The sequence below is a fragment of the Streptococcus sp. 27098_8_82 genome, from assembly GCF_041431615.1.
GTDB classification, from domain to species: Bacteria; Bacillota; Bacilli; order Lactobacillales; family Streptococcaceae; genus Streptococcus; species Streptococcus sanguinis_K.
Window position 1 is genome coordinate 43,611 of sequence record NZ_JAPVYB010000003.1, and the last position, 12,936, is coordinate 56,546.

Here is a 12,936-nt window from a genome sequence, read left to right on the forward strand (position 1 = left end):
TTAGTGTATCATAATGCATTTATGATATAATAAAATGTATTTATATCTCAGGGGAGAAAAAGGGAGAATTATGAATCAACATAGGAGAAATGTGCCTGCTTCTAAAAAGGGGAAGAAGCTTAGGCTCTTTAATGCAGCTTTACTGACATTGGTAAGCTTGGTTTCAGGTTTGCTTGTTTTTTCTATATTTAAAAATAATGTTCTGGCGTTTCATCACCTGAACCTTATTTTGTCTGCTCTTTTGGCGGCTGTTATTTTACTGGCAGCCTTCTTTGTATGGAAAAATAAGTTCAAAGTTCTGACAACCTTACTTTTGCTTGTGACTTTGCTGGTATCTTCAGGAGCCATGTACGGGGTCAAGGAGCTGATGGACTTATCTAGAGGTGTGAACTCCACTTCAAATTACTCTGAAATTGAAATGGCCGTTTATGTCCGGACAGACAGCGATAAATCAGATGTAACTCAACTGAAGAAGCTGACAGCTCCGACTGAAAATGGGGATAAGGACAATGTGACAGCTCTTCTGGAGCACATCAAGAAGACTAAAAAGACAGAACTCACAGTGGAAAACAGCACGTCTTATATCGCAGCTTACAAGGCCCTCATCAATCAAGAGACTGAGGCCATTGCCCTCAACAGCTCATTTGGAGATATGCTGGCTTCTCACGATGCTGACTATGCTTCAAAGATAAAAAAAATTTATACTTATAAAATTACTCGTCAAGTAGAGACCGGCAAACGCAACGATGCTGCTGATGCGGATGTCTTCAATATCTATGTCAGCGGTATTGATACTTATGGGTCTATCTCATCTGTCTCTCGCTCAGATGTCAATATCATCATGACGGTTAATCGCAAGACCAAGAAAGTCCTCTTGACGACAACTCCTCGTGATTCTTATGTGGCGATTGCAGATGGAGGAGCTGGGCAGATGGACAAGCTGACCCATGCAGGGATTTACGGAGTAGATGCTTCTGTCCACACGCTAGAAAATCTTTACGGCATTCGCATTGACTACTATATTCGTCTGAACTTCACTTCTTTCCTCAAGCTGGTAGATCTGCTGGGAGGGATTGATGTTGAAAATGACCAAGAATTTACCAGCCGACATGGTAATCATCATTTCCCAGTAGGGAAAGTTCATATGAACTCAGATCAGGCACTAGGCTTTGTTCGCGAGCGTTACTCTCTTCAGGGGGGCGACAATGACCGCGGAAAAAATCAAGAAAAAGTTATCGAAGCAGTCATTAAAAAGCTGACTTCAACTAGTGCTTTGAAGAACTACAACGAGATTATTTCCGGCTTGCAAGATTCTATCCAGACCAATATGGAGTTGCCTGTTCTTATGAATCTGGTCAATACCCAGCTGGAGTCAGGTGGAAGCTATCAAGTTCAGTCACAAGCCATCAGCGGAAACGGTCGTATGGATCTACCATCCTATGCTATGCCAGATTCCAATCTCTACATGATGGAAATCCAACCGGAAAGCCTTGATAATGCTAAGGCAGCGATTCAGCAGGTAATGGAAGGGAAAACACCATGATTGATATCCATTCTCATATTATCTTTGATGTGGACGATGGCCCTAAGAATTTTGAGGATTCCAAAAAACTGCTGGAAGAAAGTTATCGACAGGGAGTTCGGACTATTATCTCTACCTCTCATCGCAGAAAGGGCATGTTTGAAACGCCTGAGGAGACCATTAGAGCTAACTTTAAAATGGTAAAAGAACTGGCAGAGCTTGTAGCGCCTGACTTGACGGTTCTCTATGGGGCAGAGGTTTACTACACCAGCGATGTGGCGGATAAGTTGGAAAAGGGGATTTTCCCCAGTCTAGCTGGTACACGCTATGTGCTGATTGAGTTTAGCATGGCGACTCCTTATAAGGACATCCATAAAGGCTTGGCTCAGATTCTGCGGCTTGGTCTAACACCGGTCGTGGCTCATATTGAGCGCTATCACTGCTTGGAAAATGATGAAAAGAAGGTGCAGGAACTCATTAATATGGGCTGCTATACTCAAATTAACAGCTCCAGTGTTCTGAAGCCTAAGTTGCTTAGAGACTCGCATAAATTTATGAAAAAACGGGCTCAGTTCTTTTTGGAGAAGGACTTGGTCCACTTTGTTGCCAGCGACATGCACAATCTAAGCCAGAGACCGCCCTTTATGAAGGAGGCCTTTGACATCGTTGCTAAGAAATACGGTTCCCGCCGGGCAGAAGCCCTCTTTGGCGGCAACCAAGCATTATTATTGAAAAATGAATTGATTTAGGGGAAAAATGGAAAAACAAGAAAAGCAAATCGTAGAAATCGATATTCTGTCCTTGCTGAGAGCCTTATGGCTGAAGAAATTTACCATCGTATTGGGAGCGGTGCTCTTTTCTTTGCTGGCTTTTGGCTACAGCGTCTTTATTGCTAAGAAAATGTATCAGAGCACCACACGCATCTATGTGGTTAGCCGTCAGAACGAGACGCAGGCAGCTTTGACCAATCAGGACCTGCAGGCGGGTTCATACCTCGTTAAGGACTTTAAGGAAATCATTCTGTCACAGGCGGTTCTGTCACAGGCAATTAGTGAGTTGAAACTGCAAACGTCACCAAGAGAGCTGACGCGTCACATCACCGTTTCCGTTCCGGCGGATACTCGTATCGTTTCGATTACAGTTAAGGATGACAATCCAGAGGAAGCGGCTCGCATTGCCAATGCCTTTCGTAATATCGCCGCTGAGAAAATCATCGAGGTGACAAAAGTTTCTGATGTGACAACTTTGGAAGAAGCAACAGTCCCAGCAGAGCCTTCTTCACCAAATATTCGGCGTAATGTTATCTTAGGATTTTTAGGGGGCAGTGTCCTGATGTCGATCTTTATCATCGCTGTAGAAATCCTGGATGATCGGGTGAAAAAGCCAGAGGACATTGAAGAAGTCATGGGCTTGACGTTATTGGGCGTTATCCCAGATATGAACAGAATGTAAGGGAGAGAAAATGGCAACCTTAGAATTAGTTAGGAAAAAAAGGAACCTTGTCAAACTAACCGAGGAATACTACAATGCTCTAAGTACTAATGTACAGCTGAGTGGCGCCAATATCAAAATGGTCGAAATAAGCTCGGTGACGGCAAATGAAGGAAAGTCTACAACCTCAGTGAACCTCGCAGCCGCCTTTGCCAGAGCTGGTCACAAGACCTTGATGATCGATGCGGATATCCGCAACTCAGTCATGTCAGGTGTGTTTAGCAGTCAGAGAAAAGTATCAGGACTGACGGACTATCTGTCAGGACAGGCTGCCCTGCATGAAGTCATCAACGATACAGATCTGGACAACCTGGATGTGATCTTATCTGGTCCAGTATCACCTAATCCGACGGGGCTTTTGCAAAGCAAGCAGTTTGATGCGCTTTTGACTGATTTACGTGTTCGTTATGACTATATCATTGTGGATACTTCACCGATTGGTCTGGTCATTGATGCGGCTATCATCGCTCAGAAATGCGATGCTAGCTTCTTGGTGACACAAGCAGGCCGTATCAAACGAAAAGCAGTCATGAAGGCTAAAGAGCAGTTGGAACAAACGGGAACTTCTTTTTTGGGTGTTGTCCTCAATAAATATAACATTGATTTGGAACGCTATGGTGCCTACGGAACTTATGGGGGATATGGCAGCTATGGCAATTATGGGAAATAATAGGGATTAAAGAGTTTTAGGATAATTGGGAGATTAGGAACATGACAAGAGCGAGAAAAAGAGTCATCTTAATTATTGTTGATATTATTTTGCTCAGTATAAGTCAGGGGATTTCAAAATTCTTCTTAGCAAAATATGTCGGGATAACGGATTTATCTTTTGTCTCTATTTTAATGGGGATTATTGTATTGTATTTGACATTTGCAACACTGTCGAATGTCTTTTCTACCATTACAAGGTATACAGATTACAAAACAATGTTTCGAGTGGGGGGCTCAATTTTAGGAGCTTACTCAATTGTATACATTGCAGAGAAAATTTTTTACGAATCCACAAACAGTAGATATATCGTCCTTTCTATGCTGCTATCTTTTTTGTTGGTTATTGCTTCAAGGCTGACTTGGCGGGAGATTCATGAATTCGTGCAGCACCCGTCAGCCTTACTGGGAAAGAAAGTAGATGGGACGAAAACCCTTGTTGTTGGTTCAGGGGATGGTGCTAGTCTTTTTATCAAGACAGCCCAGCAAAAATCAAAAGATTTAAAGATAGTCGCGATTGTAGATGACGATAAGAATAAGCAAAATACCTATCTTCATGGAGTAAAAGTTGTAGGAACAACCGAGCAGATACCTGAAATTGTGGGAAATTATGAAGTCGAACAAATTGTCATTGCCATTCCTTCATTGGCTCCGGATGATTACGAGCGAATCGTAGAGTATTGCCAACAAACGGAGGTCAAGGTCAATGCCATGCCTAAGTATGAACAGGTGATTACGGGGAAACTATCTGTCAGCAAACTTCAGGAAATTGATATTGCAGATCTGTTAGGGCGTAAAGAAGTTAAGCTGGATCAGCAAAGTTTGAAGTCCAATATTAAATGTAAGACAGTGCTTGTTACAGGGGCTGGTGGTTCTATCGGCTCGGAACTTTGCCGTCAGATTGCTCAATTCTGCCCAGCTAGGCTCCTGCTTCTAGGTCATGGAGAAAATTCCATTTATTTGATTCATAAGGAGCTGTCAAGCCGATATAAAGATGACATTGAGTTGATTCCAATCATTGCAGATATTCAAGATAGAGAGAGGATTTTCCATATTATGGAAACCTATCGTCCTGATCGAGTGTATCATGCAGCAGCTCATAAGCATGTTCCTTTGATGGAGTACAATCCGACAGAAGCGGTCAAAAACAATATCTATGGTACACGAAATGTAGCAGAAGCAGCAAAGGCAGCTGGTGTCGCGAAATTTGTCATGATTTCTACAGATAAGGCGGTCAACCCGCCTAATGTTATGGGGGCAACTAAGCGTGTAGCAGAAATGGTCGTAACCAGTTTAAATGAAGAAGGAAAGACTCTTTTCTCAGCTGTCCGCTTTGGGAATGTTTTGGGCAGCCGAGGTAGTGTTGTTCCTTTGTTCAAGGAGCAGATTGCCAAGGGAGGTCCAATCACCGTGACGGACTTTCGAATGACACGCTATTTCATGACGATACCAGAAGCCAGCCGCTTGGTGATTCAGGCTGGGGCCTTGATGCAAGGGGGAGAGGTTTTTGTCTTGGATATGGGCGAGCCTGTGAAAATTTTGGACTTGGCTAAAAAGATGATCACACTCAGTGGTCATACTGAAGAGGAGATTCAGATTCAGGAAGCAGGCATTCGACCGGGTGAAAAGCTTTATGAAGAGCTCTTGTCTGCCAAGGAAAAGGTCAATGATCAAGTCTATGAAAAGATTTTTGTAGGGAATGTTCAGTCGTTGCCCAAGACAGAGGTGGATTCCTATGTGGACTCTCTTCTGTCTCTTGGTGCAAATGACCTCAAGGACAGCTTGGTAAAGTTTGCACAGCAATAAGTTTTTAGGATAATCATGTATAAATTTTTTAAACGAACATTGGATATAGTCTTGTCATTCTTAGGAATGATTGCCTTATCACCGTTTTTTCTGCTTCTAGTACTCGCTATTAAATTGGATTCAAAAGGACCAGTTTTGTTCAAACAGAAGCGGGTCGGTCTGCATAAGAAACACTTCTATATTTTGAAATTTAGAACGATGCGAATTGACACACCTAAAGATACCCCAACTCATTTACTTGAAAATCCTGAGCAATGGATTACAAAAGTTGGGAAGTTTCTTAGGAAGACATCTCTGGATGAGTTGCCTCAGATTTGGAATATTTTTGTTGGTGATATGAGTATCATAGGTCCAAGACCGGCTCTTTGGAATCAGTATGATTTGATTGAAGAGCGAGACCGCTATGGAGCAAATGATGTTTTACCAGGTCTGACGGGATGGGCTCAGATTCACGGGCGAGATGAGTTGCCGATTGCCAAGAAAGCGGAATTGGATGGCTACTACGTCCAGTATCTATCTTTTTTATTGGATGTCCGCTGTTTCTTTGGCACCATTAAGAGTGTGGCCAAGAGCGAAGGCGTTCTCGAAGGCGGCATGGGAAATATGGAAAAGAAAGATTAAAGGCTGATGAAAAGAATATTAATTACGGGAGAGGGTAGCTATATTGGCCGGAGCTTTAAGAGGTATGTTTCTTCACGGGAGGATGTTCAGGTTGATGAGTTGGACGTCCGCGGAGAAGCCTGGAAGGAGAAAGATTTTTCGTCTTTTGATGTAATTTTGCATTTGGCGGCGATTGTCCATATCTCCAACCCATCAAAAGAGATGGAATCGGTATATAATCAAGTCAATACTCAGCTACCTTATGAATTGGCTCAAAAGGCTAAAGGCGAAGGTGTCAAACAGTTTATCTTTATGAGCAGCATGAGCGTCTATGGCGAAGTTTTGGGAGACTGTGTTATCACAAAGGAGACACAAGAGCGTCCTGATTCTTTTTATGGCAAAAGCAAACTAGCTGCTGAGCAACTTCTGGCGGAATTGGAGAGTGAAGATTTCAAATTGGCAGTTTTACGGCCGCCTATGGTTTATGGTCATCAAGCTAAGGGAAATTATAAGCGACTGTCAAAGTTGGCTCAGAAGCTACCAGTCTTCCCTTTGGTCCAGAACGAACGTAGTATGATTTATATTGAAAACCTTTGTGAGTTTATCAGACTGATTGTTCAGAATCAAGACAGCGGTGTCTTCTATCCTCAAAATCAGGACTATGTCAATACCTCTCAGCTAGTCAGAGAAATAAAAAGGACTCATGGTCAGAGAGTAGTCTTGCTGCCTGCATTTAACTGGATTTTAAAAGGACTGTCCCGCTATGTTTCGACTCTGAATAAGCTGTTTTCAGATTTAACTTATGAAAAAGAGATGTCTGGCTATCCTCAGTCTTATCAGGTGGCAAATTTTAGGAGGTCTATTGAGAAGACGGAGAAGGGAAACTAGTTTAGGATGAATGGGGGGATTGTTAGTGAAATTTTCGGTATTGATGTCTGTCTATCAGAAGGAGAATCCAGATTTCTTAAGAAAGAGTCTAAATAGCGTTCTTATAGAGCAAAGCCGCAAGCCAGATGAGCTTGTCCTTGTAGAGGATGGGCCGCTGACAGAAGAGCTTTATCAGATGATTCAAGATTTCAAGGAAACATTTCCAGAGATGAAAGTTCTACCTTTAAAGGAAAATGTCGGATTGGGAGAAGCTTTGCATCAGGGAGTTGAGGCTTGTTCTTATGACTGGATTGCTAGAATGGATACAGATGACATTGCGACACCGGACCGTTTTCAACAACAAGTGGACTATATTGAGCAGCATCCGCAGTTAGATGTTCTGGGGGGAAATATCATAGAATTTGATTCGGAACCAGATCAAATAGTGGCAGAGAAACAAATGCCGCTTTCCCATGAAGAGATTATCAAAAGGTTGCAGCGGAGAAATCCTTTCTGTCACATGACGGTATTTTTCAAGAAATCATCTGTTTTAAAAGCAGGCAATTACAAGCCCTTGCCTTTAGTGGAAGACTATTATCTTTGGGCGAGAATGGCTGCTCAGGGCTGTCGTTTCGCCAATCTTAATCAGGTCTTGGTTTATGCTCGTGTCGGAAACGGCATGCATACAAGAAGAAGCCAGACAGAGCAGATTGCCAGCTGGAAAGTAGTCAATACTTTTTTGCTGTCACATAGTATGTTGAACCGAGGGCAATATTATCAAAATATGTTGATGATTCGTGCTTTTGTGGGAACGCCTATTTGGATAAAAGCGTTCATTTATAAGTATCTGCTTAGAAGAAAGTAATGGCTTTACAGACAGAGCAGTCTAGCTTAGATAGGGAGAAAGCGATATAGGATGAAAAGTTTAGGAAGGAGGGAGAAATGATTTCTGTCGTGATGGCGACCTATAATGGGGCGGAGTTTATTTTGGAGCAACTAGACTCTATCCGCACTCAAAAGCTGAAGCCTGATCAGGTCATTATCTGTGATGACTGTTCGACAGATCAGACAGTGGCGCTAATCAGGGACTACATCACCAAGCATCAACTGACGGATTGGCAGCTGATTGAAAATCAGGAAAATTTAGGTCATTATCGAACTTTTATAAAATTAGCGAGTTTGGCTGAGCACGATATTGTTTTTTTCGCTGATCAGGATGATAAATGGCTGCCTGATAAAACAGCTGCCTTGCAGAAAGTACTGTTAGAAACAGACGTTGCTATGGTGTATGGCCAGTCTTACTTGATTGATCAAAATGGTCAGGTCATCAAAGAGCCCAAGGTTTCAGGAGAATGTCGAGAAAGAAATCTAGCTTGGCTTCTGAAAAATTGGCCGTCAGGTTATCAGACAGCTTTTAGAAAGTCGGTACTGACAGATATTTTGCAGCAGCAGTATACGGATTATCCTGGATTTGACTATCATGATGTTTTATTTGGTATGCTGGCTCCATTGTATGGAAAAGTTGTTTGCTTGGACAAGCTTCTAGATCAGCATCGCATTCATCAGGCGAATGTAACCCAGTCTGCGTCGTCGCTCAGTTTTAATAAAACAAGGTTATCTAGGATTAACTATTTACAGAAGGTCATCAGTCGCTATGAGTCCGTGAAAAAAATCGCAGAGGAGCGACAGATTTCTGAGGCGGATCATCGCAAGCTTGCTAGGGCTTTGGCCTTGACCAATCTTAGACTGAAATTATTACAGTCTAGAAATCCATTTTGGGCTTTGGGCCTGATGTTTCAAATAAGGGAGTATCGAACAATAAAAGATTTCATCAGTGATTTGGTATACACCTATTCACTGAATGGAGTTGCTAGGAGATTATTGAAAAAGTTTGGGAGGTAAGAAAAATGAGAGGAACCAGTAAGATTGAATGGGAGTTGGCTTTGGGAGAACGCTTCAGCCCCATGTATCAGAAAATTACGGATGATAAATTAAAGGTTTTACAAAAAGCCTATTTACAAATGTATAAAAAATTTGATGCAGAGTGTCGTCGGCATCATATTCATTCCTACATGGTTGCAGGGACCTTGATTGGTTCTTTGCGACATGGGGGCTATATCCCTTGGGACGATGATATCGACTTGGTGATGTTCCGAGAGGACTACAATCGTCTGCAGGAAATCTTTGCAGACAGCGAGGACTTCGAGCTGATCTCTCCTGCGGATGCGACAGACAGTGTCTTTAAGGTTCTAAAGCTGCAGAGCAAGTCATTGACCTACTATGATGTTTTGGGAGAAGGTTTCAGTAAAAAGAAACATCTCTATCTTGATATGCTGCCAATTGACTTTGTCCCAGAGAATAACATGCTTCGCAAGCTCAAGGGTCTTCTGTTCAGAGCCTTGGATTTGTCACACAATAGCTCACGCTGCTATACGAAGTTTACTCCGCATCTGACCTATATGGCTAAAGAATCCAAAGAACTCAGACAAAATCTTTGGATCAGAAGACTGATAGGCTTCCCTTCTTTTATCATGGGGCCGGCTAATATGTATAAGTTGATGGAAAAACTCATCCAGTCTAATAAGAAGACTTCAAAAATAACCATTGCTTATGGTGTAAAAGGCTATTTGGGAGAGACTATTGACTATGAAAGTTTCTATCCAGCTAAGAAGTATTCCTTCGAAGGCTATGAGTTCGACGGACCGAATGATGCGGACAAGTATCTGACCAATCGCTATGGTGATTACATGACACCGCCTGAAAAAAAAGAACAGACAGAACGTCATGTCAGACTGAGAGATAATTGGGTTGAATTAATAGAAGGAAGATAATGGTTTTTTTACTAATTTTGGGTGGCCTTTTCCTATTGTTTTTGACAATCAAAACAGTAGGGAGAGACTATGCTAACCCGGCTTTTATATACTTGGCAATATGGATGATAGCAAGCATTTTTACTGCATTTTATTCATCCAAATGGGGAGAGGGACTTTCTCTGATAACGGTCACTGTTATCTTTGTTGGGAATGCCATTTTTTTAATGGGAGTCCTCTTGTCATCGAATTTGTTTGCTGAGAGAAAGTTGGACGCCAAACCTAGTCAAATAAAGGTGAGTAATTTTTTCATTATTTTAGTTCTCTTGTTTTTGGCTTATGCGGTCAGGTTTATTTATTCCGATTTGCTTTACTTGGCAGCGCAGAGCAAGCAGGTACCTGGAGGATTGTTTAAAACCATTGAATTGGCTCGGCATATGACTACAAATTATGATTTCTCTCTTAGTCGTCTTAGCCTCAATTTGTTGCGGGTTAACTTTTCCTTAGGAATTGTTTTCTTCTACTTTTTCTGCGAGTCTATTTTTTCAGGAAAAGATGGCATTTTTTACAAGGGCAAGTTACTGCTGGTTAGTCTGATTTCTTTAGGTATTTCTCTCTTGTCTACTGGACGTACGGAGTTGCTGGGCTTGGTTGCAGGCTATGCTATTGTGTATATGTTATTTTTCTCGAAGTATTATTCGTGGAAAGACAGCAGGTATGGTGTGAAGCTTTTTCGCTCTTTGCTGATAATTGGCTTTGTATTCCTTGTCTTATTCATGGCGGTTGGAACCTTTGTTCTCAATCGAGTGGATAGTCAGGCAGAGTTTGGAATTTTGGATAATTTGGTTAAATATATGGGTTCACCCATTCAGGCTTTAGACTATTATCTAAAAAATCCTACTCTTTATAGCGATAATCAAGTCTTTGGAGAAAATACTCTTATTGCTATCTATGGAACATTGAAATCCCTCGGTCTGTCTAGCCATGAGTTGACACCTTTCCTGCCTGTTGTTCATTTTAACGACGATAAAACCAATGTTTACACCATTTATTACTACTTTATCAAGGATTTTGGTTATTTTTCAGTCCTTATCTTTCAGCTTTTATATGGCTTCTTTTACGGAAGTTTCTACTATTCTATCAAAAAACGCTATTTCACCCCGCTAAAGGTTATTGTTTTCGCTTTATTTGCGTATCCTTTGGTCATTTCATTCTTTCAGGAAACGTTGCTGTCATTGCTGACAACCCATATTAATCGGATTATCTATGCTTTTGTGATTTATATGGCAGCTGATTTACTGAGTAGAGTACGATTTACAACGAGAGGAAGGAAAGTATCGGTATGACGACATCAGCTCTGATATTCGCAGGCGGCACAGGCAGCCGCATGAATACCAAGACCTTACCCAAGCAGTTTTTAGAGTTGCACGGTAAGCCTATTATTATTCATACGATTGAGCACTTTGAAGACCATCCGGCAGTATCGGACATTGTGGTTGTCTGTGTAGACGGCTGGCTGGACTACTGCAGAGATTTATTAGCTAGATTCAATATAAAAAAAGTCAGTCAAGTGGTTCCTGGTGGAGAGACTGGCCAAATGTCTATTTTTAATGGTCTATCTGTCTTACGGGAAAAGTACAAGAACGATGACGACTATGTTTTGATTCATGATGGTGTTCGCCCCTTGATTGACGGGGGAATCATTTCTAAAAATATTGAGGCAGCCAAAAAGTATGGGGCAGCTATTACGGTTAAGCCGGTTATCGAAACGGTCATTCAGGTCGATGAGGCGGATGTTATTAATCAGGTTATCGAGCGTTCCACTTGTCAGACAGCTGTCGCCCCTCAAACCTTCGCGCTTTCGAAGATTCACTCCCTGCATTTAAAAGCTCAGGCAGAGAATCAGTTTGATATGACAGATTCTGCGACACTGGCTCGTTATTTTGGACTCCCTCTGCATACAGTCATGGGGGGCAGCGAAAATATTAAAATTACGACTCCATCTGATTTTTATATCTTTAGAGCGATTTACGAAGCGCGTGAAAATGCACAAATTTTTGGTTGATATGGAAAATAATACGATTTTACAAAAGGATATGGAAGACCTAGCTGCTGTCAGTCCTATTCTTAGAGAATTGAGCAATGTTACAGTCTTGGTAACCGGAGCAACCGGACTTGTAGGCAGACACTGTATTTCCGCCTTAATGGCTTTAAATGATTTGTACGATGCCAATGTCAGAGTAGTGGCCTTGGCACGAAATCAGAAAAAAGCGGAAGCTCTATTTCAGGATTTTTTACATAGTGAGAATCTGCAGCTAGTGTATGCTGACTTGCTGTCAGATTGGCAGGTAGAGGAGGATTTGGATTATATTATCCATGGAGCCAGTGCGACGGACTCCTCTTTTTTCGTTAAACATCCTGTGGAGACGATTGATCTAGCAGTAAATGGAACGAAAAAACTGCTAGAGCTGGCTAAAAATAAGCAGGTTCGCAGTATGGTCTATCTCTCTTCTCTGGAAGTCTATGGGACGACAAGTCCTGATGCTTCCAGCATTAGCGAGAAAGATTACGGTTATTTGGATCCAACCAGTGTCCGTAGCAGTTATTCGGAAAGCAAGCGCATGGCAGAGTCCTTGTGTGTAGGCTATTGTCATCAGTATCAGGTGCCGGTTAGAATGGCTCGTTTGTCACAAACTTTTGGCCCAGGTGTGAGCTATGAAGACAACAGAGTTTTTGCGCAGTTTGCACGTGCCGTTCTTGAAAAGAGAGATATTATCCTCCGAACTAAAGGGGAGACTGTTCGGAACTACTGCTATACCAAAGATGCCATTGAAGCCATTTTTTACATTCTGCTGAAAGGCCAAGCAGGTCAAGCATATAATGTCGCTAATAAAGAAACGGCTATTTCCATTCGTGAGATGGCGGAGATGGTTATTGAACTAAGCGGTAGCAATGAATCGAATTTGGTCTTTGATTTGGCAGAGGATGTGGAAAAGCTAGGATATAATCCGACAGTTAAGATTCGTCTCAATACGGACAAGCTTGAAAGTTTGGGCTGGCAAGCTCATACTGATTTAGAAACCATGTTTTTACGTTTGATTGAGAGCATGGCAGCAGATAGGAAGAAATAGG

General features: G+C 41.9%; 13 protein-coding genes. All 13 read left to right on the plus strand.

Annotation, left to right across the window (positions count from 1 at the left end):
* Window positions 1-34: 34 nt before the first annotated feature.
* Window positions 35-1,543, plus strand: coding sequence for an LCP family protein (locus tag O3627_RS06360; protein WP_125382664.1), 1,509 nt, complete (start codon window positions 35-37; stop codon window positions 1,541-1,543).
* Entirely contained in the window at window positions 1,540-2,271 is a 732-nt protein-coding gene (gene cps4B / locus O3627_RS06365) for a capsular polysaccharide biosynthesis protein Cps4B (protein ID WP_125382662.1), read from the plus strand. Before O3627_RS06360 ends, cps4B begins: the two co-directional genes overlap by 4 nt.
* 7 nt (window positions 2,272-2,278) lie before the next feature.
* Window positions 2,279-2,974, plus strand: a complete 696-nt coding sequence (locus O3627_RS06370; RefSeq protein ID WP_002894051.1) for a Wzz/FepE/Etk N-terminal domain-containing protein — start codon at window positions 2,279-2,281, stop codon at window positions 2,972-2,974.
* A 10-nt stretch (window positions 2,975-2,984) separates the two neighbouring features.
* On the plus strand, window positions 2,985-3,683 hold the full coding sequence (locus O3627_RS06375; protein ID WP_371621318.1) for a polysaccharide biosynthesis tyrosine autokinase: 699 nt from the start codon (window positions 2,985-2,987) through the stop codon (window positions 3,681-3,683).
* 41 nt (window positions 3,684-3,724) lie between these two features.
* On the plus strand, window positions 3,725-5,527 hold the full coding sequence (locus tag O3627_RS06380; RefSeq protein ID WP_002894049.1) for a nucleoside-diphosphate sugar epimerase/dehydratase: 1,803 nt from the start codon (window positions 3,725-3,727) through the stop codon (window positions 5,525-5,527).
* Between the two features lie 15 nt (window positions 5,528-5,542).
* Window positions 5,543-6,148, plus strand: coding sequence for a sugar transferase (locus O3627_RS06385; protein ID WP_371621319.1), 606 nt, complete (start codon window positions 5,543-5,545; stop codon window positions 6,146-6,148).
* A 6-nt stretch (window positions 6,149-6,154) separates the two neighbouring features.
* On the plus strand, window positions 6,155-7,015 hold the full coding sequence (locus tag O3627_RS06390; RefSeq protein ID WP_125382656.1) for an NAD-dependent epimerase/dehydratase family protein: 861 nt from the start codon (window positions 6,155-6,157) through the stop codon (window positions 7,013-7,015).
* 10 nt (window positions 7,016-7,025) lie between these two features.
* Entirely contained in the window at window positions 7,026-7,859 is an 834-nt protein-coding gene (locus O3627_RS06395; RefSeq protein WP_185756132.1) for a glycosyltransferase, read from the plus strand.
* A 77-nt stretch (window positions 7,860-7,936) separates the two neighbouring features.
* Window positions 7,937-8,896, plus strand: coding sequence for a glycosyltransferase family 2 protein (locus tag O3627_RS06400; RefSeq protein ID WP_002894043.1), 960 nt, complete (start codon window positions 7,937-7,939; stop codon window positions 8,894-8,896).
* A 5-nt stretch (window positions 8,897-8,901) separates the two neighbouring features.
* Window positions 8,902-9,825, plus strand: coding sequence for a phosphorylcholine transferase LicD (locus O3627_RS06405; RefSeq protein WP_002920400.1), 924 nt, complete (start codon window positions 8,902-8,904; stop codon window positions 9,823-9,825).
* Window positions 9,825-11,150 (plus strand): O-antigen polymerase, encoded by a 1,326-nt coding sequence (locus O3627_RS06410; RefSeq protein WP_125396550.1) that lies wholly within the window; start codon window positions 9,825-9,827, stop codon window positions 11,148-11,150. The genes O3627_RS06405 and O3627_RS06410 overlap by 1 nt, the downstream gene beginning before the upstream one ends.
* Entirely contained in the window at window positions 11,147-11,869 is a 723-nt protein-coding gene (gene ispD, locus O3627_RS06415; protein ID WP_002894037.1) for a 2-C-methyl-D-erythritol 4-phosphate cytidylyltransferase, read from the plus strand. Before O3627_RS06410 ends, ispD begins: the two co-directional genes overlap by 4 nt.
* Window positions 11,850-12,935 (plus strand): NAD(P)-dependent oxidoreductase, encoded by a 1,086-nt coding sequence (locus O3627_RS06420; protein WP_185756131.1) that lies wholly within the window; start codon window positions 11,850-11,852, stop codon window positions 12,933-12,935. The genes ispD and O3627_RS06420 overlap by 20 nt, the downstream gene beginning before the upstream one ends.
* The last annotated feature ends 1 nt before the right edge of the window (window position 12,936 follow it).

Excerpts from the sequence above, each read along its gene's own strand:
- O3627_RS06360 (WP_125382664.1), top strand. The coding sequence starts at position 35 with ATGTATTTATATCTCAGGGGAGAAAAAGGGAGAATTATGAATCAACAT.
- cps4B (WP_125382662.1), top strand. The coding sequence starts at position 1,540 with ATGATTGATATCCATTCTCATATTATCTTTGATGTGGACGATGGCCCT.
- O3627_RS06370 (WP_002894051.1), top strand. The coding sequence starts at position 2,279 with ATGGAAAAACAAGAAAAGCAAATCGTAGAAATCGATATTCTGTCCTTG.
- O3627_RS06375 (WP_371621318.1), top strand. The coding sequence starts at position 2,985 with ATGGCAACCTTAGAATTAGTTAGGAAAAAAAGGAACCTTGTCAAACTA.
- O3627_RS06380 (WP_002894049.1), top strand. The coding sequence starts at position 3,725 with ATGACAAGAGCGAGAAAAAGAGTCATCTTAATTATTGTTGATATTATT.
- O3627_RS06385 (WP_371621319.1), top strand. The coding sequence starts at position 5,543 with ATGTATAAATTTTTTAAACGAACATTGGATATAGTCTTGTCATTCTTA.
- O3627_RS06390 (WP_125382656.1), top strand. The coding sequence starts at position 6,155 with ATGAAAAGAATATTAATTACGGGAGAGGGTAGCTATATTGGCCGGAGC.
- O3627_RS06395 (WP_185756132.1), top strand. The coding sequence starts at position 7,026 with ATGGGGGGATTGTTAGTGAAATTTTCGGTATTGATGTCTGTCTATCAG.
- O3627_RS06400 (WP_002894043.1), top strand. The coding sequence starts at position 7,937 with ATGATTTCTGTCGTGATGGCGACCTATAATGGGGCGGAGTTTATTTTG.
- O3627_RS06405 (WP_002920400.1), top strand. The coding sequence starts at position 8,902 with ATGAGAGGAACCAGTAAGATTGAATGGGAGTTGGCTTTGGGAGAACGC.
- O3627_RS06410 (WP_125396550.1), top strand. The coding sequence starts at position 9,825 with ATGGTTTTTTTACTAATTTTGGGTGGCCTTTTCCTATTGTTTTTGACA.
- ispD (WP_002894037.1), top strand. The coding sequence starts at position 11,147 with ATGACGACATCAGCTCTGATATTCGCAGGCGGCACAGGCAGCCGCATG.
- O3627_RS06420 (WP_185756131.1), top strand. The coding sequence starts at position 11,850 with ATGCACAAATTTTTGGTTGATATGGAAAATAATACGATTTTACAAAAG.